General features: G+C 59.3%; 20 protein-coding genes and 1 pseudogene. 4 read left to right on the forward strand and 17 right to left on the reverse strand.

Features of this window, described 5'->3' with window-relative positions; translation table 11 throughout:
* Nucleotides 1-207: 207 nt before the first annotated feature.
* The 13 genes from H4W29_RS27385 to H4W29_RS27445 form a co-directional block, all read right to left on the reverse strand.
* A complete protein-coding gene (locus tag H4W29_RS27385) occupies nucleotides 208-693 on the reverse strand; it encodes a hypothetical protein (protein ID WP_192731950.1) in 486 nt (161 codons plus the stop codon).
* Between the two features lie 877 nt (nucleotides 694-1,570).
* Complete coding sequence (locus H4W29_RS27390; RefSeq protein WP_246517575.1) at nucleotides 1,571-3,136, reverse strand: DUF1254 domain-containing protein; 1,566 nt, start codon at nucleotides 3,134-3,136, stop codon at nucleotides 1,571-1,573.
* A gap of 352 nt (nucleotides 3,137-3,488) precedes the next feature.
* Nucleotides 3,489-3,977, reverse strand: coding sequence for an ion channel (locus H4W29_RS27395; RefSeq protein WP_192731951.1), 489 nt, complete (start codon nucleotides 3,975-3,977; stop codon nucleotides 3,489-3,491).
* Between the two features lie 93 nt (nucleotides 3,978-4,070).
* Nucleotides 4,071-4,763: a hypothetical protein gene (locus H4W29_RS27400; protein WP_192731952.1), complete on the reverse strand. Its 693-nt coding sequence runs from the start codon at nucleotides 4,761-4,763 to the stop codon at nucleotides 4,071-4,073.
* 31 nt (nucleotides 4,764-4,794) lie between these two features.
* A complete protein-coding gene (locus H4W29_RS27405) occupies nucleotides 4,795-5,364 on the reverse strand; it encodes an OmpA family protein (RefSeq protein WP_192731953.1) in 570 nt (189 codons plus the stop codon).
* A 26-nt stretch (nucleotides 5,365-5,390) separates the two neighbouring features.
* Entirely contained in the window at nucleotides 5,391-5,819 is a 429-nt protein-coding gene (locus H4W29_RS27410; RefSeq protein WP_192731954.1) for a hypothetical protein, read from the reverse strand.
* 58 nt (nucleotides 5,820-5,877) lie between these two features.
* A complete protein-coding gene (locus H4W29_RS27415) occupies nucleotides 5,878-6,147 on the reverse strand; it encodes a hypothetical protein (RefSeq protein ID WP_192731955.1) in 270 nt (89 codons plus the stop codon).
* 119 nt (nucleotides 6,148-6,266) lie between these two features.
* Nucleotides 6,267-6,812, reverse strand: a complete 546-nt coding sequence (locus H4W29_RS27420) for a HupE/UreJ family protein (protein ID WP_246517479.1) — start codon at nucleotides 6,810-6,812, stop codon at nucleotides 6,267-6,269.
* A gap of 65 nt (nucleotides 6,813-6,877) precedes the next feature.
* On the reverse strand, nucleotides 6,878-7,477 hold the full coding sequence (locus H4W29_RS27425) for a HupE/UreJ family protein (RefSeq protein WP_192731957.1): 600 nt from the start codon (nucleotides 7,475-7,477) through the stop codon (nucleotides 6,878-6,880).
* Entirely contained in the window at nucleotides 7,474-8,508 is a 1,035-nt protein-coding gene (locus H4W29_RS27430; protein ID WP_192731958.1) for a HupE/UreJ family protein, read from the reverse strand. The genes H4W29_RS27425 and H4W29_RS27430 overlap by 4 nt, the downstream gene beginning before the upstream one ends.
* On the reverse strand, nucleotides 8,505-9,449 hold the full coding sequence (locus H4W29_RS27435) for a peptidylprolyl isomerase (protein ID WP_192731959.1): 945 nt from the start codon (nucleotides 9,447-9,449) through the stop codon (nucleotides 8,505-8,507). Before H4W29_RS27435 ends, H4W29_RS27430 begins: the two co-directional genes overlap by 4 nt.
* Nucleotides 9,450-9,457: 8 nt before the next feature.
* Nucleotides 9,458-10,639 carry a hypothetical protein gene (locus tag H4W29_RS27440; RefSeq protein WP_246517480.1) on the reverse strand — a complete coding sequence of 394 codons (1,182 nt, stop codon included), beginning with the start codon at nucleotides 10,637-10,639 and terminating at the stop codon, nucleotides 9,458-9,460.
* Between the two features lie 73 nt (nucleotides 10,640-10,712).
* The gene (locus H4W29_RS27445) at nucleotides 10,713-12,953 is read right to left on the reverse strand and encodes a DUF3604 domain-containing protein (protein ID WP_246517482.1); all 2,241 of its coding nucleotides are present in this window, start codon (nucleotides 12,951-12,953) and stop codon (nucleotides 10,713-10,715) included.
* Between the two features lie 276 nt (nucleotides 12,954-13,229).
* Between H4W29_RS27445 and H4W29_RS27450 the strand changes: the two genes are divergently transcribed.
* The 3 genes from H4W29_RS27450 (at nucleotide 13,230) to H4W29_RS27460 (ending at nucleotide 17,390) form a co-directional block, all read left to right on the forward strand.
* Nucleotides 13,230-15,041, forward strand: a complete 1,812-nt coding sequence (locus H4W29_RS27450) for an adenylate cyclase (RefSeq protein WP_192731961.1) — start codon at nucleotides 13,230-13,232, stop codon at nucleotides 15,039-15,041.
* 211 nt (nucleotides 15,042-15,252) lie between these two features.
* The gene (locus H4W29_RS27455; RefSeq protein WP_192731962.1) at nucleotides 15,253-16,482 is read left to right on the forward strand and encodes an alpha/beta hydrolase; all 1,230 of its coding nucleotides are present in this window, start codon (nucleotides 15,253-15,255) and stop codon (nucleotides 16,480-16,482) included.
* 119 nt (nucleotides 16,483-16,601) lie between these two features.
* Complete coding sequence (locus tag H4W29_RS27460) at nucleotides 16,602-17,390, forward strand: hypothetical protein (RefSeq protein ID WP_192731963.1); 789 nt, start codon at nucleotides 16,602-16,604, stop codon at nucleotides 17,388-17,390.
* 117 nt (nucleotides 17,391-17,507) lie between these two features.
* Here the strand turns inward: H4W29_RS27460 and H4W29_RS34850 are convergent.
* Nucleotides 17,508-18,259: pseudogene (locus H4W29_RS34850) on the reverse strand (IS5 family transposase).
* Between the two features lie 112 nt (nucleotides 18,260-18,371).
* On the opposite strand from H4W29_RS34850, the gene H4W29_RS27470 reads away from it, so the two are divergent.
* On the forward strand, nucleotides 18,372-19,523 hold the full coding sequence (locus tag H4W29_RS27470) for a hypothetical protein (RefSeq protein WP_192731965.1): 1,152 nt from the start codon (nucleotides 18,372-18,374) through the stop codon (nucleotides 19,521-19,523).
* A 272-nt stretch (nucleotides 19,524-19,795) separates the two neighbouring features.
* Here H4W29_RS27470 and H4W29_RS27475 read toward each other — a convergent pair whose 3' ends face one another.
* The 3 genes from H4W29_RS27475 to H4W29_RS27485 are packed head-to-tail and all read right to left on the reverse strand — an operon-like array spanning nucleotide 19,796 to nucleotide 22,099.
* A complete protein-coding gene (locus H4W29_RS27475) occupies nucleotides 19,796-20,695 on the reverse strand; it encodes a hypothetical protein (protein WP_192731966.1) in 900 nt (299 codons plus the stop codon).
* A 4-nt stretch (nucleotides 20,696-20,699) separates the two neighbouring features.
* The gene (dcd, locus tag H4W29_RS27480) at nucleotides 20,700-21,305 is read right to left on the reverse strand and encodes a dCTP deaminase (protein ID WP_192731967.1); all 606 of its coding nucleotides are present in this window, start codon (nucleotides 21,303-21,305) and stop codon (nucleotides 20,700-20,702) included.
* Complete coding sequence (locus H4W29_RS27485) at nucleotides 21,302-22,099, reverse strand: M48 family metalloprotease (RefSeq protein WP_192731968.1); 798 nt, start codon at nucleotides 22,097-22,099, stop codon at nucleotides 21,302-21,304. The genes dcd and H4W29_RS27485 overlap by 4 nt, the downstream gene beginning before the upstream one ends.
* Nucleotides 22,100-22,286 lie beyond the last annotated feature (187 nt).

Genomic DNA, 22,286 nt, shown 5'->3' on the forward strand with positions numbered 1-22,286 from the left:
TCGGATCACCCAACTACGGGGATCCTCCCGTGTTCCCGATATGGCGGCCGAAATCGTTCATGCCATTCTGCGGGCATGCTTATGAACTTTCGTACGCCTTACGCGTCGCACCAGTGCGCGCGCGTCCGTCTAGCTGATGCGGTAGGGGCCAATGGTATCGTAGGGCTTCCGACCGGTAATGGTGCGTTTGCAGTTGCACCTTGCCCTTTATTTCACGTCCATCCGAATTACGCGCCCGGAAGGCGTAACGGTGCATTTGAGAACGTAATGCGGGATAGCCATGGTCAGCAGCCAAGTGGGACCTGTTTGCTCGGCCGCTTCAACGACGTTCGTTCCACCTCGAGCGCTCCGATAGCGATCGGCCCGTCGGCCGCATGCCCGTAAAGCGCGAGCCGGAATGTTGCCCAGTTCAGAGGCCGGCAATCCGGCTGACGTTCGCCCGCACGCTGACGGCCTCAACCGATCAATGCGCGAGTAGCGGCCATTCGACAAGTGCACGTTAACGCAAATGCCGGTCTTGTCATTCCACCAGATGTTGTCGCTCCTGACGTGATGATAGCCACGAGCCTGCATCTTCGACGCGGCGTCCGCCGCGCGAGAGCCGACGAGATCGGCAATATCGCCGGGCGCGGCAGCCAAAGCAGAAATAGAAAACGAGCAAAAGATGTCCCCAAGGCCGATTATCCTTTTCACCAAAACCTCCTTAACCTGAGCGAGTGAAGACCGATAGCGTTGCCGTCAACGCTTGCCGCGAGCGAACGACAAAAAACGTCCCTGTCGTCTACAGCGGAGCAATCGTGCAACTATGGATTCTCATAGGTTCCCCCGTGACAAAAGTTGAAGATTTGGCGCGGTCGCCACCTTAATCGCCAGGCGGATAGCTTCGTCTTGGTCGCAGCGCACCATAAACGAGTCCAACTGTTAAGTACGCAACGGTAAATTTACGGCCGGTGGGGATCACCCGACCCTTATTGGCTGCCGGATCAAGCGCCAAATGACGCAGCAGGCGAAGACTGGTCGATGGTCACTATCTCCACAACCTGTTCGTGCGCCGCGACCTTCGAATTAGACTGCAGGCCCTGTTGCCGGCTGCTTTGAGCCTGGCGCTGCGCGAAGGCTTCCTCCTTTGCTTCAACCGATGCGGACGGCGACGATCCCGAACGGTCAAGGAGTAGACACAGCCGCTGATCTCGAGCACAAAGCGCGTGGCGGGATGCAAGCAGCCTAGCTTCGTTCTACAAACTTGGCGAACCGGCTTATAGCACCGTCCTTTAGCGGCCGTTCTGGGTGCCAATCCCGCGTGGGATGCATATGCTGCAAGATGCTAGGCGCCTCGAAGCAAGCAGAGGCAGATCGTTACCATCGCCTTGAACGGATATGAACCGACGCTTTGGGTGGAGATCAGGTATTTCAGCATGTTAGGCGCTCAAGGCGCGGGTGACATCATCAAGCAGCTCGATCGGGAAGTTCGGAGCCCTGGCAGGCAACCGCTGCCGTACGACCGGCCAAATTCGCCTCCTTGTGGGCCAACGTTAGAGTTGGTTGGCCCGCACAAACGTAGCCCAGATGCTCACTTTACCAGTCCGATCTCGCTCGGTCGCCATGACTTGTCGAAGAAAGGCTCGGTCGGGCTGTACAAGCGCAGAATGGTGAACCAGCCTTTCTTCGGGTCGGTCTGAATCCAGTTGCCGCGCGGAACGCCTTGCGGCTGCTCAGGCGCAAACCAGACCGTGGTCGAGCCGTCGGCAGCGGCCTCGGCAGCGGGTGAAGGATAATTCTGGCTACCCGCGCGCGGATAGCGCTGTGGCGTGTCGAGCATCGAGCGAGTCAAATTGTCGTACACCGTGAACGACCAGAAATTCGCCTCGGGTATACCCTTCGGCAACGTCACCTTGTAGGTCTTGGCACCGTCGAAGTGGTTTTTGTCGGCATCCGTCATCGCCAGCAGATATTGCGAGCCGATGCCCGGCAGCCGCATCGCCATGGCCGGGGTGATACCGGTCACGCCGTAGAAGAAGTTCGTCCGCGCGTCCATGGTCCGATAGCCTGTCGCGGGAAATGGTTTGACGCCCTCGGCCGTGATCTCCGGGATCGGTGTTTCGAACTCGTAGCCAGTTAAGAAGAGAAAATTGAACCAGGACGAGTTCGGATAATAGAACCAGCTCGGATCACGCGGGGACATGAAAAGACTGCGCGAGGTTGCATTGCCCACCGCGAGCGCCTCGCTCATGATCTTCTTCATGCGTTCATCCGGTGCAAAGGGTTTCCCCTTGACGATGCCGATTGCCGCCAGCGGCCCCATCAGTTCCGGGTCGAGCGAGGTGGCAGGCTCGCGCTGCACCACTTCATTCAGCATCTCGAAGTAGCTCCAGTCGTTGGGCGGGATTGTGTTCATCACCTTACCGCTGCCTTCGTGGAAGACAGTGGGCGGCGGCGGTTCGATCTTGCCCAACTTAGCCTTGCCTGCGAGGAACTCGGCGATGGGGGTACCGACACCGCCGGGCTCATACGGGTAGACATTGGTGAACTTGCGGATTGTCTCCACCACTGGCTTGGGATCGTCATGATTCTCGAGGAACGATCGGCCGAACCACAGTATCGTGTTGGTCCGGGCGCGGGCGACATAATATCCACCCTCCGGCAGCGGCCCGTCGTAGTCCGGAGGCACGATCAGGTACTTGCCGCCTTCTCCGCGGTCGGGTCCGGGTCCACCCAGGTCGACGACCCAGCGGAACCAAGCATCTTGCACGACGCCGAGGAACTTGGGCGGAGCCTCCAGCACTACGGGTCCCTTGGAGAGGTCGAGATAGCCCATGACGTAGATCGTGTCGGCATTGGCCGTCAAAAACAGCGACTTGGCGTCCATCAGCTCGGAGAAGACGAGAACCTCGTTTTCCTTCATGCCGATGTCCTGCATGGCATTGCGCAGCGCATGAATGCTGACGCCGCGCATGTCGTCCATGAAGGCGCGGTAGGCATAGGTGAAGTCGAGATTGTCGTAGAGCCTATCTGCGGTGGACTTGCTCGGCACACCGTCCTTGAACTCGAACTTGCCGATATTGGTATCGACGACATTCGGCGTTGCAATGGATTCGGGGATTGGCGGTGCCTCCGCCAAGGCGGCAATTGTTTGCATGGCCAGGAAAGCGCCTGCCGCGAACGGCGGAATCAATGTGGATAAATAGCCGTGAATTAGTCTCATGGTTCTTCCTTTCGTCTCATCACTTCGGGGCAGCAGAGGCGTCAACTCGCAGGTCTGACGAAGTCGGACCCGCTGTCGCCAGACCTGCGAACAGGCTGACTGGTTGTCTCTCGATTTCGAGAGGTTCGGCACTTGAAATTGATCGGAACCGACCGTTGGCTAGGCTCGGGATTGCTGAATCGACGTCGCTCGCCGCGTGGAGGCTGCTCCTCATCTCGCAGCAAGGGTATCGATGAAAGCTGGGGTCGCACGCTTACCTTAAGCAGCAGCGGCGAAGGCGACCACCTCATGGCGCTTTGTCCTCCTCCACACGCTCCCGCCGCGCCTGCAGTCTGTCGAACTTGCCGAAGTCGGTCATGATGCTGACCAGGACGCTCCCCGTCCAACCGAAAGTGAACAGACCGGACATTGCTATGATCGGCCCAAGCAGACGCCACCGATCTGGAAGGGTCACGTTGCCCTCCCCCAGCGTCGTATAGCTCTCGAGGACGTAATAGTAGCTGTCGCGCATCGAGGGGATGATATCCCTGACATAGAGAGGAACCGCCCAGATCAGAGTTTCTGCGAAGTGCAGGAGCGCCAGCGCGGCGATCGTCACTGACAGCATCAGGTTCAGCCGCCAGTGCGGCGTTACGCTGGTGACGTGCGCCCAGGATTTGCTGAACTGAAGGCCGATGCTCCGGATACCCACGCCGTGCACGAAAATGACGACGATCAGAAACACAGTGCCGACGATGATTTCGAATACCGGGTTCGGGTTCGCTAGATGGTCCAATCTACCTCCTCAGTCCTGTCGCCTCCGGTGGAAGGCTCTTGCAAACCTCCCACCGCACCAAAACGAGCACAGGCATGTCGCTTGGCCTTGGTGCTAGTAGCAAGGCGGATAGGGGTAATATCCGCACGCCGGATGCGGGTAATAGTAGGGACGCTCGGAAGCGACAGCCGCGCCCAGCGCCGCCCCTGCGACGACGCCGGCACCGTAGTATGCGCCGGGATGAGCATACCAGCCGCCACGCCAGACCGCTGCACGACCAACACCCCCAACCGCGACACCCCCGTAGGGGCCACGGGCTGCGAACCAGTCGATGAACAGCGACGCGGGACCATCGGCACCGGCGAGATCACCTTCGAGGACGGCGACGTCGAAGGTGAGGTTTCCACCCTCCAGCTTCGGCGTCTTCAGGACGACGACCGCATCGGCGACGCTATCCCCCTTGCCGCTCAAGACCGAGATCGTCGCGTTCGGAGGATCCTTGGCGAAACTGTCGGGGCCTTCATCCCACTGCTTGATGAACTCGGAGGTCAGGACATGACCCGCAGATCGCACCGGGCGGTCGGCGAACACGATTGATGTTGCAGAGATGGCGCTCATAGTGAGCTTACCATTCTCCAGCTTTGCACCTCCAGAATTGAGAACGGCAAGAGACGGCACCATCTTTGACTTGGTCGCGCCGATGGTCTTCTGTGCGGGTGCTGAAATCGCATCCTGTGCAAGCGCCGGAGACGTGATTAGCAGACCAGCAGCCACTGCGATGAAGCATATGCCAGAAATTCTAAGCATCAGTCGCACTCCTCTTTCTAGCTATGGGACGCTATTTCAGAAGTCCCAGATTGATGAGTTGTACCCGCCTGTTGTCAGCCGATTCGGGATGGCCGGGATCGATCGGCCATTCTTCTCCGGCGCCGACCGAAAACAGTCGATCAGGCGACACTGCGAAGGTGGTCGACAGCGCCTCGTTGATGGCGTCGGCGCGTTTCTGGCTGAGCTCGAGATTGTGTTTGGCGGTTCCGGTCGCGCTCGAGTGCCCGACGATGAGGAACTTGTAACGGAACAGGTCGGGATGGTGTAGCGCGTCGGCGATCAGCCCGACGGTGCGGTAGGATTTCGGCTCGATGGCGGTCGAGTTGTTTTCGAAGTCGATCTCGACGATCAACTGCGAAAGCTCCGAGAGCTTGCTCCAATTGGGCAGCGCCGCGACGCCTTTGCCGACGTTGGCGTTGGCTTCTTCGACGAGCAGCGCGACATCGACGGCAGGTGCCGCCGACTTCACCTGTCCGAGCGTGCTCATGATCTGACTGTTGTCGAGCTGCTGGGCGGAAGCGACGCACGGAGCCAGAAGCAGGCCGAGCGCCACCGAGATACGAAGTGCTTGAACGATCATCTTGTTTCCCCTGTCTGGGCCATGGATCAACGCCATCCGGCGTCGGTGATTGCCTGGTTGCATTCCCTGTTGTCGACGCGTTTCGTCTCGACGAGGCAGGAGAGAATGTTGCCGTCGCCTTTCACGCCGTTGCAGTACTGCGAGATGTCGTGCTGGCAGACCTTGAAGACCGATGCCTGCGCCTCCTGGCGTTGAGCGATCGACGTCATGACGCTGCCAAGGGTCGAGGTGCAGCTCGGCGAGACCTTTGAAGCGTTTTTCCCGAGGCAGGCCTGGATGCGTCCGTTTCCGAGGTTCTGGCCATTGCAGAATTTCTTGATGTCGGACCCGCATTCCTTGGCAAGGGTCGTTACCGCATCCGCGTAGCTGATCGTGTCGGCTCGACCGACGGCAGTTAGAGTGAGGAAGCAGGCGAGCGCCGTTCCTGCGGAGATGCCAACTCTCTTTGTCATCATTGTTCCTTTCTTCGAGTGATTGATCTGAAGTGGTCATTTCGTTGATGCGCAGTGACGGCTATCGTCGTGGTGGTCTCAATGGCACGATGGCTGCTCTGTCGAGAGCCTGCTCGATCTCGATCCGCATGCCGTCGATGAGCTCCTGATACTCGGCAATGCGCTCGCCTCGCTCGGGAGCAGACGATCCTTCCCATTGCAGCTTCTCGTCATGCGCAGTCAGAAAGTCGTCGCAGAGGTCGCGGAATCCCTCGTTGCGGGCGGCGAGTTCCTCGACCACCTTGGCGCGTTCCTTGAAGCAGCCCCTTACGAATCCAACACCGTTCTTCATCCGGTCTATCCATTCGCGTACGTCGCCTCACAGCAGACAAGTTCAAAACATGATGATCCAGATTTCTCGCTTGGCACCGTATCTTACAGTAACAAACGGCCTCGATGCCGGGCCGCCTCTCAACGCAGCCCCCATCCCAGAAGCAGCATCCCGCTCGCCGCCGTCCAACTGCCGACCACCCGCACGGCAATGCGCGTCCAGTCCCACTTCGCTTTCAGCACGGCAGCCGAGACGAAGGCGATCAAGACGAAGACGAGACCGGCCGACCCAGTGAGCGCAGGGAAACCGTCGCGAGCTGCTGAGTACGCCGAGCCGAAATTGTAACCTTCGAACGCGCCGAGCAGCAGGGCCAGCGATCCAGTTCCCCATGCCGGCATTCGAATGTCGGCAGCCGCCAGGGCACCCAGGATCAGCAACGGCAGACTTTCGATGGCCGGATTGAGGGCGAGCGGGCCGAACAGCATTCCCACAAGGCCAAATGCGACCCACGCTACCGGCAGGATCAGAACCGAAGCGCGGGCATGGTTCAGCCCTCGAAGTCCGGCAAATATACCAAGCGCGACGATGGGCAGGATGGCTTCCGGCGACATTGCGAAATGCACGATCCCGTCGTAGATCGGCCCAAGCCCCGTGTTGACGAGATGAGCGCTGGCGTCGACTGGCATTGCTGCGATCCCGATAGACGCCCATGCGGCTTGGATGCGACTTTTCCTGCGAGCCCCAACCTTTGTCATGCCAGTGCATTCCACAGGAAGACCGCTCCGACCGCTCCGATCGCGCCGCCTGCCGCCCTGACGGTGTTCTTGCCCCAGGGCCACTGGTAGAGCAGTCCGATGACAATACCGACCGCATGCAACAGTCCGGTCGCGATCACGAAGCCGAGGCTGAAGAACAAGGCGTTTTCTCCGAGTGGCAGTTCGGCACCGTGCGCGTAACCGTGGAAGATCGCGAAGATCCCGACCAGGATCGCCGCCGCGAACAGCGGCGGCCGGGTTTCGGTCAGGACGGCCGCCCCAAGCAGGACGCCCGAAAGGGCGATGCCAATTTCGACGCCCGGCATAGACACGCCCAGAAGGCCCAGGAAGCCGCCGAATGCCATGACGAGGGGAAACGTGATCGGCAGCATCCAGATGGCGGGCTTTCCCAGTTGTGCGCCCCATAACCCCACCGCGATCATCGCCACCACGTGATCAAGTCCGGTTATCGGATGGATGAACCCGGTCGCGAAACCCGACGCGCCGCCCGTCCCGACATGGGCTTCGGCGACGCCCGCAGAGAGCAGGAATGCAGTAGCGAACAGGCCCATGCCGCGAAGTGCTGAGCGTCTCATGCGGCTCCCCCCAACATTGCTGCGATGCGATCAATCGTCCAATACGCGCCCAATATCCCGACCACGTAGGCGGGCATCAGTTCCAGGCCGCGCGGCAACCTGATCTCGATCGATTTCAAGGCTGCGATGAGCAGGACAATGAGCCCGACGAAGACCAATTGACCCGCCTCGACGCCCAGATTGAACATCAGCAGCGCAAACGGAATGTCTCCCTGCGGCAGGCCGAGGGCCGTCAGTCCGCTTGCGAATCCGAAGCCGTGCAGCAGCCCGAAGGCGAAGGACACGATCCATGGGTGGCGAATCGTAAAGCTTGTCTGCCCGCGCCATACCCGGACGATCTCCGGACCTAGAAACAGGGTGGACAGGGCGATCATCGCATTGAGCGGCAACGCCGGAATTTCGACCTTGCCCAGCGTTGCGGCGGCGAGTGTGATCGAATGGGCGACCGTGAAGGCGGTGATCGTCTTCACCAGCATCCACCGCGAGCGGACGATGAAGAGCAGGCCGAAGACGAACAGCAGATGATCGATACCGAGAAGGATGTGCTGGAAGCCGCTCACGAAGTAGACTCTTGCCGCGGCCAGTGGACTGCGCGTGGCGGCGAAGTCGATCCATGGCTGGGAGGGGTGGATCATCGTCATCTCGACGGTGCCGTCCAGCAAGTGAACGCGGACCAGCACATCGGTGATCGTCGCCTGCAGACCGACGAATTCGACACGCTTACCTGCAAGACCAGCGCCATCTGTCTCGATCACCCGCGTCTGGACAAGTGAATCCGGAAGGTCGCGCTCGGCCGGCTCCGTCACATTGCGCACGCTCTCGGGAAAGCGCAGAACGATCGGGAGCCGCATGCCTGACAGCATGGGCGTGCGCCAAACGACCTTGTAGCGGTTAGCCGCCATCTCATCGATCTGCAGATAGGCGGGCCGTATCTCGTGGGCGACGGCGCCCGAGACAAACGCGACGGCTGCCACGACGGCACCAAGCAGCAAACGGCAAAGCGACATGGGTAACGTCAACTGGGCGCTCATTGTGCTGACAACTCAATCTGGGCACCAGCACCCGTGGGAGCTTCCAAGGCCCGAAGGTCATCCGCGGTTATTGTCGGCAGGCTCACGACATAGCGTGAACGCATCTCTCTGAGAGCGTTGCTCTTCACCTCAGCGTAGCGCTCATCGAGCCATGCCGATTTGACGGCGGGTGCCACTTCCTCGAAAGCAGGAACTCGTCCGGGTTCGATGGAATCGACCCATATGAGATGCCAGCCGTAGCCTGACTGTACGGGTCCTTGCCAGGATCCCGGTTTCAGGGTGAAGAGCGCCTTGGCAAAGTCCGGTCCGAACTCCTTGGCCATCTGATCGGGCGTGGCGTCGCCGTAGTAGTTCCGGAACATGAACGGGTCGGCGACCGAAGCGACCTCCGGCGAGTCCGCAGGTTTGCCGGAGACGGAAGGGATGGCGGCTTCGGCAGCCTCGCGAGCGGCCTCGCCATGCTTGTCAAATGAGAAGTAGAGATGACGAAAGCTCAGGTGTGGCGAAAGCGCGAAGCGGTCCGAGCGTTTCGCATACCACTCCTCGATTTGCGCATTGCTTGGCTCGTCCAGCGTCGCCAGGTCGGCGGCGAGGAAGTCCATTTTCTGGGCCAGCCTGCGCTTGATGATCTCGTCGTCGCGATCAAGACCGAGGGAGACGGCCTCGCGAAACAAAATCTCTTCGGTGACCTTCTGGTCCATGAGGCTTTGCATCTCGTCCGGCGTCGGTGCGGGCCGGCCCTGCGCCAGCCAGGTCACCGCAAGCTGACGAACGTCATCCTTCGTAAGAATGATTTTCTGCTGATCGACGACTTCCTCGGGCATGGGGGTGAACAGGCGGTAGCCACCGAACACAACCACGCCGACAACGACGAAGTGAAGGAGCGGTTCGCTCAGAAGCCGCTGCCACTTCTTTTTCGGGGCGTCGGACAGAACCTTCATAAGCACACCTATTGTCGTTGATCAGCAGAAGGACCCGAAGCTGCTTGAGCAGTGGTCAGCGGACTGCGTTTGAGATAGCTGAGGATCGCGAACTGCTCTGCGGGATCGCGGACCGCCTTCGACCTGATGATGGCGACATAGTCCGCGGTCGCATCCCAGGCCTCCCAATCCGCCAGTTCCATGGCGACGAATCCTGCCATCGGCTTGCGGGCCTTGATGAAGTAGCGATAGGCCTCGATCACCCGCCGGCGGGTAATGCTACCGTCGGCTCCGCCATGGACGCTCAGCGCGAGAAGAGCCGCCTGGATTTCCGGCAGGGTCCGCTGGCGATCGGCAAAGAAGGTTGTTTCCAGCCAGTCGACGCGGCCCGCACCACGCAATTCCAGGTCGGCCGCCAGCAAAGCCGAAAGGTTGGTCGCGTCCCGTGTCTTCAACGCCGTGTCGATTTGCTGTTCAAGTGCGACGGCTGTACCGGCACCGCCTGCGATCCCCAGCAGCAACGTGTAGGCGGCACGTCGGGAAGCCAATGTCGGATCGTTGGTCCAGGTCACGAGTTTGGCAGCCTCGAGCTGCGGCTTGAGCAGCCGGGTCACGCCATAGGGCGCGCGCGACAGCTCGCCATAAGCGATCTCGGCCACCAAAGGCTCGGGGCTTTCAAGTTGCCGCGCGACGACCACAATCCGTTCGCGCCATTCGGCGTCGGTCAGATACGAGGATGTGAGGGTCAGTTGCGGCCAAATTCTTGTCGGCGTCTCTGCGCTTTGCTTCGTCTGCGCGAGTTGTCGTAGCCACTCGGCAAAGTCGGTCGGCATTGCACCCAAACTCGTCCATTTCTCCGAAACCGTGTCGTGGAGGAGAAGCAAGGGCTTCTCGTTGAGTTTCGCCGCCTCTGCGTCCCCGACAGTCAGACCGTCGACGGACATCACAGCCTCGGCGACTGGGGTCGACAGTCCGGGCTGCACGACGACATCGCCGACCGTGCCGTCTCCCTTGACGATTTCCATGACGCGGAACCTGCCTTGCCCATCCACCGGAGCGGCGATCACGGCCTGATCCGCGGCGTCGAGCTTCTGGCCGGGAGTGACCACCAGCCCCGAGAAGCAAATGGCGCAGGCCTGGGCATTCCCGGCGAACCCCAGGATCACGCAGCCGAGGCTCACAAGCAGCCGGACGGATGCTTTCGCTATCATGGAACTCTCCATTACCAGCCAGTCTCCAATCGCGGCCGACTTAGGTCGGCTCGCGGTCAACGAAGCTGCCGGTTCAGAACGGGGCTTTCTGCTGCGTCACGGGATCGAGCATCTGTGGTGTCGGCACCACTTCGTAGTTTGCGAAGCCGAACTCGTTGCTGCGCGCCGCGTAGTATTTGTCGCCGAGCTTGTAGACGGTTGCCTCGTACGGGGCATTGTTGAGGGTGGTGACAATCGCCCCGTCCTTGATGGCGTAGGCGGTGCCCTGCCCCGTCAGGCCTCCATGCAACACGTCCCCGATCTCGCTGGGCTTCGGGATCGCGCCGTTGACGTTGTTGACGAGCCGCTGGCCGGACGTGGTCCAGGCGATGTTGAAGACTTCACCTGTGACGTTGTTGCGGACCCAGCTCGACTTGCCGACGACGAGGTCGGTGAGTGCTTTAGAATCAAGCGCCGTAGCACCTTGCTGCTTCAGATCGGCAACGGTCGTGCCTTTATCGGCGGCAGCACGCAGTTGCTGGGTCGGCGTATACCAGATTGGCGAGCTCCATGCGCGTTCCTGAACGGTCGCCGCGACATTGTCGGGCGGCGCAATGCCCAGTTCCTTTGCCTGGATGGTAGTCCAGCGTGGCGTCGGAATCTCGAGGGTGCGCAGATAGTAGAAGGCATCGAGGCTAGGATCGAATTCGGGGTCCGTCCACGAGCCCTTCAGTTCGACCGCACCGATGGAATTGGTGTAGCTGGCGTCGGAGATGTTCACAGTGCTGCCGATCGGGGGAACGATGCCTGTGAATTCGTCGGGCGTGCGGTTCCCGGCCCAGGCGACGTCGTAGACCTTCTCGAAGCTTTGGCCATGCTTCGACCAACCCTTGACGATCTGGATGCGGTCGAGATTGCCGGAGGTCGGGTCCTTCACCGCCCAGACCGCGAACGAAGGCGCCTTTGCCTCTCCGAGAGGCGGCAGGTCGCCGCCCATCGGCACGCCGCTGGCATAGGCCGTCTTGATCCAGTCCGCTTTGGCCATGTCCTGCGCGGCAGGGCTGGCGAAGAACCTTACCTTGATGTGAGGTCCGCTGGTGGCAAAGGTTTCCTTACGCTGCATGGCGTCGAAGAGCGACGCGCGGGTGTTTTCTTCCGCCCAGACACCCGTGAGACCCGCGGGATTCTCGAGCCTGACGTCGAGCCCCGCGAAGACGTAACCCGACATTCGCTGCTTGATGTCGCCGTCGTTGCGTGCGTGGCCGCCGAAGAAATTGTCCTGGCGATAGGGTACGCCCGTATTGTGCGAATCCGATCCGCCGACGAAGCCGGTCTTATAGGGATTGAATCCCTTAGCCTCGACCATCGCGAGGCCATCCTTGAGCGCTTGGCGTATATAGCTGCCGGAGACGGTCGGGAAGCGCCCTGCCGGATCTCCGAGCAGATACGTCAGGATTTCAAAGTTGGCGAACTCGTCGTTGGGAGATAAAGTCGGGTGTGTCTCGGACGCTCCCTTGATTTGCTTGATCTCGCTCAGCCGCTCGTTGCGGTCACGCGATGCCGCCCAGGCAGCATCAATGGGACGTCCCTTTTCGTCAACGTCGGTCGGAAACATATGGCCGTCTGAGAGATTGGCATTGTGGGAGATTGCCAGAAGGTCGTTGCCCGCCTTGCGCTGGCCATCCATCCAGCTCCATAGGTCCGACGGGTCGCTTGAGTCGATCGAACTGTAGGGCATCTCCGGGACTTTGGCGCAGTCGCGGAAGAACACGTTGCGGTGCATGTTGCGGTTGTCTGGGGTCGACGTCCACTCATAAGAGCAGAAGGCTGTGAACTTGCCAGGCTCGTTCGCCTGATTGGCCATGTCGTTGTTCTGCTTCCAGACGGAGCCGGCGACCTGCGGGGATATTAGTTCCTCGATCGGCTTCTTGTCGACAATCGTGCCTCCGAGCCAGAGATATATGCGCGTAATATCCGCCGGGTCGCGCACGATGAGCTTCTGTGCGATCGGAAGCTTGCTGATCGTCGAACCGGGAGTGTTCGCAAGCGCGACCGTCCCGACATATTCGGAGTGGTCGGTCACACCCATCCAGTCGAGCGGCGTGTCGATCTTGATGTCGTATCCGAGCGGATGTTTTATCGGCTCTCCCTTGGCATATCGGTATGCATCTGCTGGCGTGGTCTTCGTGTTGCCGAAGATGTAGGCGTCGAACGACCAGCCCGTGTGGACGTGCGTTTCGCCAAAGTATGCTTGCCTTTCCTGTGCCGATGCCGAGGCGGCGAAGGCGAGGATGGTGGAACTGAAGAGGATTGCTCTCATAGGTGTCCTGAGCATCGACCTTATATCCCTGTGGCTCGTTGAACATCAGCAGCAAACAGAGGCTTCGCCCTCGGCCGCGATCGTCTTCGAAAGATCAGGAAGCGCAAGTATGTTACAGTATCTTACGGTCGGGCCTTCCCCGATGACATAGTATCGCGACGCAAGAGAAGTCCGCCTGCCACAAGACCATTCTCTTATGGACGACGGTCAGGTTCTGCGCTAGGTTGTATTCGCAAACGGTGATATGCGTTGCATCAGCGACGACCCTCAAGAGCGGGTGAGGTGCAGGCCGTGCAGAACAAGTTGCCATCGGGGGGCGAGGATGCGCCGTCTCTGTCACGGCCTGAGCCGGCTCCGGATGGTATTCGAACTCAACTCGACCGCATCATCGCCAGTCCCGAATTCCCGTGTGTCGGTCGCAGTGCCGCATTCCTGACCTACGTGACGGAAGAAGCGCTTGCTGGCCGTGCAGAGCGCATCAAAGGCTACACGATCGCCGTCGAGGTCTTCAAGCGCAGCGAAGGTTTCAAACAGGACGATCCGGTCGTTCGGATCGAGGCCGGGCGTCTCAGGCGTCTGCTGGAACGCTATTATCTGGTAGCGGGCCAGCTTGATCCCATAAGGATCGACATCCCGAAAGGTGGATACGCGCCTTCCTTCGTCTGGAATGACAAGGTGGATGACGCCGCTGTGCACGATGTCCGTATACCAGCACCTCGACGGTCGATCTTCAGGCTGCAGCACCTGATGCCGTTCGGTTTCGGAATTGGCGTAATGCTCGGCGTCGGTGCTGTCGCGATCGGCCTCTTCGCTCACCTGCTTCCAGGCCGATCGAAACCACTGGCATTTCAGGGAGGCCCGACGCTCGTCGTCGCTCCGTTCGCCGATCTTGGTGACGGGGCCCAATCGGAACTCTACTCGGTTGGCCTCACCGAAGAATTGCTGACAGCGCTTCCTCGCTTCAAGGAAGTGCACGTGTTCGGACGGGAGACATCCAGATCGCTGCCGCCGGGCGTTCCTGCCTCGCAGGTGCGAGGGGAACTTGGTGCCCGGTTTCTGCTCGCGGGCGGCGTGCGTGTTTCAGGCAATCGCGTGCGGGTGACAGCACGCCTGGTCGAGACCGAGACCGACAAGATCCTCTGGTCCGCTACCTACGACGATGACACTCACATCCGCGACTTGTTCAGCATTCAGTCCGACGTGGCGAACAAGGTTGCGACTGCAGTCGCGCAGCCCTATGGAATCATGGCCCAGGCGGATGCCGTCAATCCGCCTCCTGACGATGTTGGAGTGTACACCTGCACGCTGGGCTTCTACGCCTATCGTGCGCGGTTGACGGTAGACCAGCATGCGAACGTACGGAACTGTCTCGAGCACGCTGTGGAGCGATATCCGTCCTTCTCAACTGCATGGGCAATGCTCTCGATCATCTATCTCGACGAGGAACGGTTTCGGTTCAATACAAGGTCCGGCACGCCGGCGGCGGTCGAGCGCAGCCTAAGCGCCGCTCGGCGCGCAGTTCAACTGGACGCGGGCAACACGCGTGCGCTACAGGCTCTGATGACCGCGCTGTTCTTCAACCAGCAGGTCGCCGAGGCGTTGAAGGTCGGCGAACAGGCGTTGGAAACCAATCCAAACGATACTGAACTTCTGGGCGAGTTCGGCACGCGTGTAGCCCAGAGCGGGCAGTGGGAGCGAGGGGCAGCTCTACTGGATCGCGCGATCGAGCTCAATCCGGCTGCCGGGGGCTACTATCACGGAATGCGCGGCTTTGCAGCGTACATGCTTCATGACAAAAGGACGGCGCTCATCGAGATCAGTCGGGCGGACCTGCAGAAGTTCCCGCTGTATCACGCGGTTGCGGCGGTCATCTACGTGGACGCGGACATGATGGACGACGCGAGGCGCGAGGCTAGACGGTTCAACGAAATGCGTCCTGATTTCATTCCGAACATCGTCGCCGAGCTGAAATCGCGCAACTTCCAGCCCGCGGACCGGGCGAGATTGATCGCAGACATCAGGAAGGCCGGACTGCCTGCGGTGGATGAAGTTGAGGCGTCGATGGTGCTTCCGACGAAGGGGCGCCCGGTTTCTCTGCCCTAGCCGCAGATCCCAGGATGGCCGTCGCAGCACAGAACATACCAGAAGTTACGGGCGCTCCGTGACTTTGGGAGATAGGTTTTCTTGCCGGAGTGGGTTGTCGGCTTCGGATGTGTCGGGTTTCAATTGAGGGTGATCGGTGGGCAGCATTGGTGGTGGGGTGGCGTCAGTTCCAAGGAGCTGGTTTCGGTGGTTCGCTGTAGGTGTCGTGGTCGTGCTGCTTCAAGGATGTGGCGGCCATCCGAAGAATGTACTCACTCCGGTTGCCGACACGTCTCCGCAGTCGCCGAAAGTGGACATGCTGATCGCTACGACCCGCACCCGTTCGACTGTGCCAGGTGAAATGTTCAATGGCGAACGCGCGCGAACCCCCGCCTTCGCCGACATGACGATATCCATTCCACCGAGCAAGGCGCGCAAGGAAGGACAGGTCGCCTGGCCGAAGAGATTGCCGTCCAACCCGGCTATCGACTTCGCCACCGTCAAGGCCGACGACCTCGATGTCGGCGAAGCTAAGAAATGGCTGAGCGCGAGCGTCAGGAAGACTCCGGACGGCAGTGTACTCGTCTTCGTTCATGGCTTCAACAATCGGTTCGAGGATGCGGTCTACCGCTTCGCGCAAATCGTCCACGATTCCGGCGTCCATAGCGCGCCCGTCCTGGTGACGTGGCCCTCGCGCGGCAGCCTGCTCGCCTACGGCTACGACCGTGAGAGCACAAACTACACTCGCAACGCGCTGGAGACGCTCTTCCAATATCTCGCAAAAGATCCCGAGGTGAAGGAAGTCTCGATCCTTGCCCATTCGATGGGTAACTGGTTGGCACTTGAATCCTTGCGCCAAATGGCGATCCGCAACGGGCGCCTGCCCGAGAAGTTCAAGAACGTGATGCTCGCGGCACCCGACGTCGACGTCGATGTCTTCAGCCAGCAGATCGTCGACATGGGCAAGCAGCACCCGCAGTTCACACTCTTCGTATCGCGTGACGACAAAGCGCTGGCATTTTCGCGCCGGGTCTGGGGCGACGTCTCCAGGCTTGGCGCCATCGACCCGGAGCAGGCGCCCTATAAGAAGGAGCTGGAAGACAACAAGATCATGGTGATCGATCTGACCAAGATCAAATCCGGCGACAGCATGAACCACGGCAAGTTTGCGGAGTCGCCGCAGATCGTCCAGCTCATCGGCCAGCGCATCTCCGAGGGGCAGACGCTGACCGACAGCCACGTCGGACTTGGCGATCAGATCCTGGTGGCGACCACGGGGGCTGCGACCGCGGCGGGCAACGTGGCGGGGCTTGTGCTGGCTGCGCCAGTTGCCGTGGTTGATCAGGACACGCGCGACAACTACGCGACCCATGTCGGAAGCCTGGCGGGTGCAAACACGACACGGTCGGTCGCCTCCGGGAGTTGCGATCGAACCCGACCGACGCCGAACTGCAAACAATGACAACCCGGTTAGAGGATACGGTAACATACATGGTCATCGCGAGCATTTTACAGCATGATTGCGATTGGGATGAAGACGGCGATTCGGGGCAATTCCGTCTCAGGAAAATGAGGGGATACATGCGAGTTCTATGGTTGCAGGCCGCTGCCTTGTGCGTCGGGCTAGGTGTCGCGTCTTCGGCATATGCAGCCGACATCGCGCCGGGGATTCCGGAAGCGAAGGTGGTCGAGAGCGAAAGCGGCTGGACGTATACGGCCGCTCCATACTTCTGGGCTGCGGGGCTCTCCGGAGACATGGCGCAATTCGGTTTGCCGGAAGTTCACATCGACTCCGACTTCGGTGACATATTGGAGAACCTCGACTTCGCCTTCATGGCTGCCGGCGAAGCCCGGTACGAGCGTTTCAGCATCTTTGCCGACATCATGTACACCAAGCTCGGAGCAGATGCGAACACGAGAAACGGAATCCTGGCCGACAGTGTCGACGTAACCTCGAAGACCTTCGCTGGATTGCTCGGGGCCGGATATTCCGTGCTCGAGAACCAGTCAGGACATCTCGACATCGTCGGCGGCGTCCGCGTGTGGTCGGTCGACACGACCATTAGCTTCAACGGGGGGCTGCTCGGTGGCCGTGAAACGGACGACGGTGCGACCTGGGTCGACGCCCTCGCCGGCGTCCGGGGCAATTACTTTTTCACGCCTGAAGTCTACGTGACCGGCTGGGGCCTTGTCGGCGGCGGGGGCGCAGATGTCGACTGGGATGTCTCCCTGGCGCTTGGCTACAAGTTCACCGACACGATCTCGGCAGTCGCCGGCTACCGCGCAGTCGGTGTGAACTACGATAATGACGGGTTCGTCTTCGACGTCGTCGAGCAGGGACCGATCATCGGCGTGGCGTTTCACTTCTAAAGCGCATCGCGATCTTTCAGATTCGCTCCTTACGCTTTAGGCCTTTGTTTTTACGCATGTCGTTGCTGCAAAACCGCTGCACACTTCTGCGCGACATGCTCTAGTGTCCAGACTCAATCAAGTCCACCAAATGATGATGGCGGCGATGTAGCAAGTTGCGGCGAAGTTGAGCATGAGCTTGTCATATCGTGTTGCGACACGCCTCCAGTCCTTGAGGCGGCAGAAAGCACGTTCGATGATATTTCTGCGGCGGTAAGCGACGGGGTCGAACGGTTTGATCTGCTTTCGGGTTGGATTGTTGGGAATGACAGGCTCGGTGCCGCGTGCAGTGAGGAAATCGCGCAACGCGTTGCTGTCGTAAGCGGTATCGGCAGCGCAGATGCGGCTTGGCGGCAAGGGGTCGATCAGTGGAATGGCAACGGGGGCGTCGCCGCGCTGTCCAGGCGTTATTCGCAGCGCGATTGGACGGCCGCAACCATCGACAACAGCATGGATTTTTGTCGATCTGCCGCCTCGCGAGCGACCGATTGCTTCGGCATCCGCCCCCCTTTTCCGCCGGCTGCTGATCGGTGCGCTTTTGCGGTGGTGCTGTCGATCATGTGAATGTCCTGATCGGTCGTTTGCACCAGGGCTTCAAACAGCCGCCGCCATATTCCTTTGGCAGACCAGCGATGGAAGCGATTGTAGATGGTTGTCGAAGGCCCGTAGCAAGCTGGACAATCCTGCCACCGGCAGCCGGATCGCAGCACGTGGATGATCCCGCTGATCACCCGGCGGTCATCAGTTCGATGAGCGCCGGGTTGGTTCGTCGGAAGCAGAGGAGCGATCACCGCCCACTGTCGGTCATCAAGCCAGAATTCTCCTGCCATGATCCAAACTCCTGTTATTACCGAAGTGAATCATACACAGATCATTTTATCAATAGTTTGATTGGGTTTCGACCCTAGCGGGCACATGGTCGGATCATTTCAGGATATGGATATGACCGAAGCAAAAAAACTTAGCAGCCTCAAGCTTCTTGCTAAACGATACGCGCGGGCCAACAGGATCACGCTACACCAAGCTCTTGACTTGGTTGCGGGGAAACTGGGATTCGCCAACTGGACCAAACTCGCTTCCGCCAGCAAGAATGATTGGATACCCAGTTCCGAACAGATGGCAAGCATTGAAGCCTTTGTGGCACATGCTCTTCCGGCGGCAGATTTTCAGGCCGGGCATCCCGAAGCAATGACCCGGCGGTTCGCATACCTCGAGCAGGCCGAACATGGCATGATCGGAGGTCATGCATACCGCCTTCAAGTGGCCTTGCACGACGTCATCATGGCGGGAGATGGGTGGAGCATCACGATGCCTGAGAACCCTGGCGCGGCACCGATCGTCGAGACATCTACCGAAAATGACGGGAGATGCCCGGTGTTTGACCCGGAATTCCTCCGGGAAGCACTCAGTCTGGTGATAGAACGGGCTGTCCAAGTTCGTGGAGAAATCTCCACCGATTGGCCGCGACGCTCCACAAAGCCTGACCTCGACGGGGTGGTTCGCCACCCACTGTGGGGCGGCGAGTCAGACGTGTGGTTCTGCTTGCATTGCGATGGAAAAATCACCGGCGCTCAGATCGCTCAAAATCTCTGGCATTGCCCGGGGTGCGGGGCATCTCCTCTCGACATCTTTGACACAGCGTTCTGGTGTGATGATGGTGGTGAGTCTCTTCCCTCGGTAAGAACTGACGGAGCCGTGGACGGCGACAAGCCTGATTTCCGGGTTGTCGATGACAGACCCAAACTCGACCTGAATGAAGAGAAGATCACTCTTCTCATCCGATGCGCCTTGCTTGATGACGCCACCAACATCAGCGAAAAGCTGGGCGCGCTTCAGGCTCAGATCAGTGTCGATGACGAAAAGGGCGTCTGGATCTCACTTGAGGAAGATTTGTGGCCGCAGGACAAGGAGCCCGTTCAGGCCTTCGTTGTAGCGGCACAACTGGGAATCGAGGTTGAACTCGAATCGATGTGGTCCACGATACCCTTCGCTTGGCCGGGACTGGGCGAGCTGACCTCAAGCACGAGCGAATATACGCAAATGATGCTGGATGCGTACGCTCAGTATGAGCCCTCGCCAGATAAGAAAACGTAGTCCGTTTGCGACCAACCTTCATGCCCAGAAAGGCAGTCTAATGGGAAGGCTGGTTGGTCGCTTTCGCTTTCGACCGGTGATCAAAGCTCGACGCTGAGTTGCCGTGATCATTGCGGCGATCGTGATCCGCATGAGGTGTGTTTCAGAGTGGAAGGAGAGTCGATGCGAAGGGTCGCCTTGAAAGGAATCGAACCCTTCACCCATTATTCCTGTGCAAACATCATTGATAATTCAGCGTTTTCCTGCCAACGGCACATTTCCGTTGCGACGCCCTATGCTACCGAACCTGTGCCGTGGAAATTATACTTCCAACTGTTTTTCTGCGACTTAGGTGAAGAAATCAGCCGCGACACCGGGAATGTGACCTCCCCAGCGGTGTGATAGATGGCGCTCGTGGGCGCACCTCGATAATTCACACAATATCGAATCCGGCAGCTCTCGCCTTCTGGAGGAGGTCCGTCGAGAATAACCGCATCGTCCATCGGCCTACCCGCATTCGGAAATACGATCTTGTGCGAGTTGCGCCACGTCCCGGGATTGGCAACTGATTGCGCATAGGCTTCTACGCCGTCGACACTTGGAGTCACGATCTTGCCGAACGAGATTTGAAGATGGAGTTCGGTCTCCTTTGCAGGTGTCTTTCCTACATTGATTGCTTCCACGCTGAACTGAATTGCGAAGGTGCCCCGATGTTCTGCGAGCTGTATCACTGGGCGCTCCAGCTTGATCCATGGCCGTTGATCAAGGTCGAAGTTCTCTCGCGCTAGCATGTTGGCATCGAGAGCAGCTTTCGCTGCTGCTGCTGCGGCTTTTGTCGAGGCCCAGGTCAACAAGAGGGTAACGATTAGCCCCAAGGCACCAATTACCGAGACGAACAGTTGAAGCCAACCGATCCACAACTGAGTTTCGCTCGCGATTGCGGCCCTCTCTGCAGCAACCGCCGAACGCTGTTGGGCTTCGAGATCTAATGCATCGTGCCGTTCAGCAGCCGAGCGCTGTCGCAAGTCCTCTTGTACCGACAGCTTGTCCGGAACTATGCGAACGGGAACTGAAAATTCCGTCTCTTGCGATGTTTGAGCACTGACGTCGGACGCGCTCGCGAGCGCTATAAAAACGGTCGCTAATACGATATCGATTGCGAGAAACCGAGGAAATGTTTCGCGACCATTCATCGTCTTATTCGCGGTGGTTGTCCGAAATAGATCGAAGGCGCTGCAAGTCTGCGTCATCTGCCGCACGCGAGGGCGTCGGGCGAACATTGCCGAAATACTTCCGCTCCAACCCACCATAGGTGATGCTCTCAGACAATTGGGTCAGCCGCATCTGAAACATCTTCGCTCCAACGACCAGCTCAATCGGATTGTTGCCGTGGTTGAAGAGTTCGATGGAAAAACAGCCCCGAAACCCCGGCTGGACCATGGTATTTACCGCTATGCCAAGCCTGGTGTAGCTGCTTCTCGTCAGGACGTCCGCATAGCAGTCACCTGGGAGCGCGATGTATTCAAGCGTCGTCGCAAGTACGACCTGATCCGGATAGAGAATGAAGCGCTCGCCGAGTTCACGGCGGGTTGGCTGGAAATAGGACGAGATAGCGCGAAACCGTTCGTCGTCTCGCGCGATGCCTATATAGGGCCGCCGGGTCACGATGGAGACGAGAAAGTCGTATCCCAGCCGGAGATCAACGGTCAAATCGCCGATCTGACTGTCATCGAGAAGAGGATCAATCCACAGTCCGGTGGAATCATTTTTGCCGAGACGGGCGAGAACATCTTTTTTGATCATGCGGCTCCTCCTTTCCATAGTTCTCGAATGGAGGCATTTCTGATCGACTTTTCGACGAGGTCGTTCACAATACGGGTTGCATCGAGGTGGCCTCCGCCGGTCGCCCAATTCGGTCCTCCGCCCGACTTGATCTTTCCAAGATAGGACCAGCCGGCGGGGAACATGCCGTGAAGTTCCTCGTCATTCGAGATCGCGTATGGCCGGATGTCGTCAAACGCCGCTTCTAACGGAGGCACAGTATAACGGGATTGGAGCGTCGGCAGACCGAGGCTCTTCAAGGCGGCCTGATACATCTCCATTTCCTCGAATTCGTCGCCGTCCAGGAAAGACTGGATCGTACCAAGCCGTTTCTCCGTTGAAGGGTGGGTCAGGCTGATTTCGGCATTCGGGTTGATCGCGTAGAGCGTATCAATAATCACCGGCCCGACATAACAGGCTGCAAAAAGGTCCGCGAAATGTTCGCGCCGATGGACGAGCAAAAGCTCGAGCACTTCCGGCGTGGCCTTCGGCTGCGGGTGTGTCAGGAGAGTTGAGCCAGAAACGTTGCGCGCAAGATCGACGAAGTGCCCGAGCTCATGGTAAAGCGCCGCACAAAAGAGCGGCATGTGCTTGTAGATTCGGGGAACGCCGATGAAGATGAGTTTTTCCTGAGGCAATTTCCCCGTGTAGCGATCCATTGCAGTCGCCACGAACTCCCAAGGGTCCCCCGGTTTAAGATGAAAGTCCTTTTCGTCAGTTAGCGCCGTCGTGATGATGCACTTGCCCGGCAACCACTCATTGATCGCATGGCGCATGCAATATTCAATCTCGTAGGGTGCCTCTTTCGTCGTCGAACCCTGGAGATAGCGATGACAGGTCCAGACCTTCTCCGTGAAGGACCGGAGGATTTCCTCATCATAGGCCGGCGACGCCTCCAGCGCGTGCTTGATGACGTCAATCAGCGCGCTCGCATGCTTCTCGATCGCGCGATTGAAATAAGGT

The sequence above is a fragment of the Rhizobium viscosum genome (genome assembly GCF_014873945.1).
GTDB lineage: Bacteria > Pseudomonadota > Alphaproteobacteria > Rhizobiales > Rhizobiaceae > Rhizobium > Rhizobium viscosum.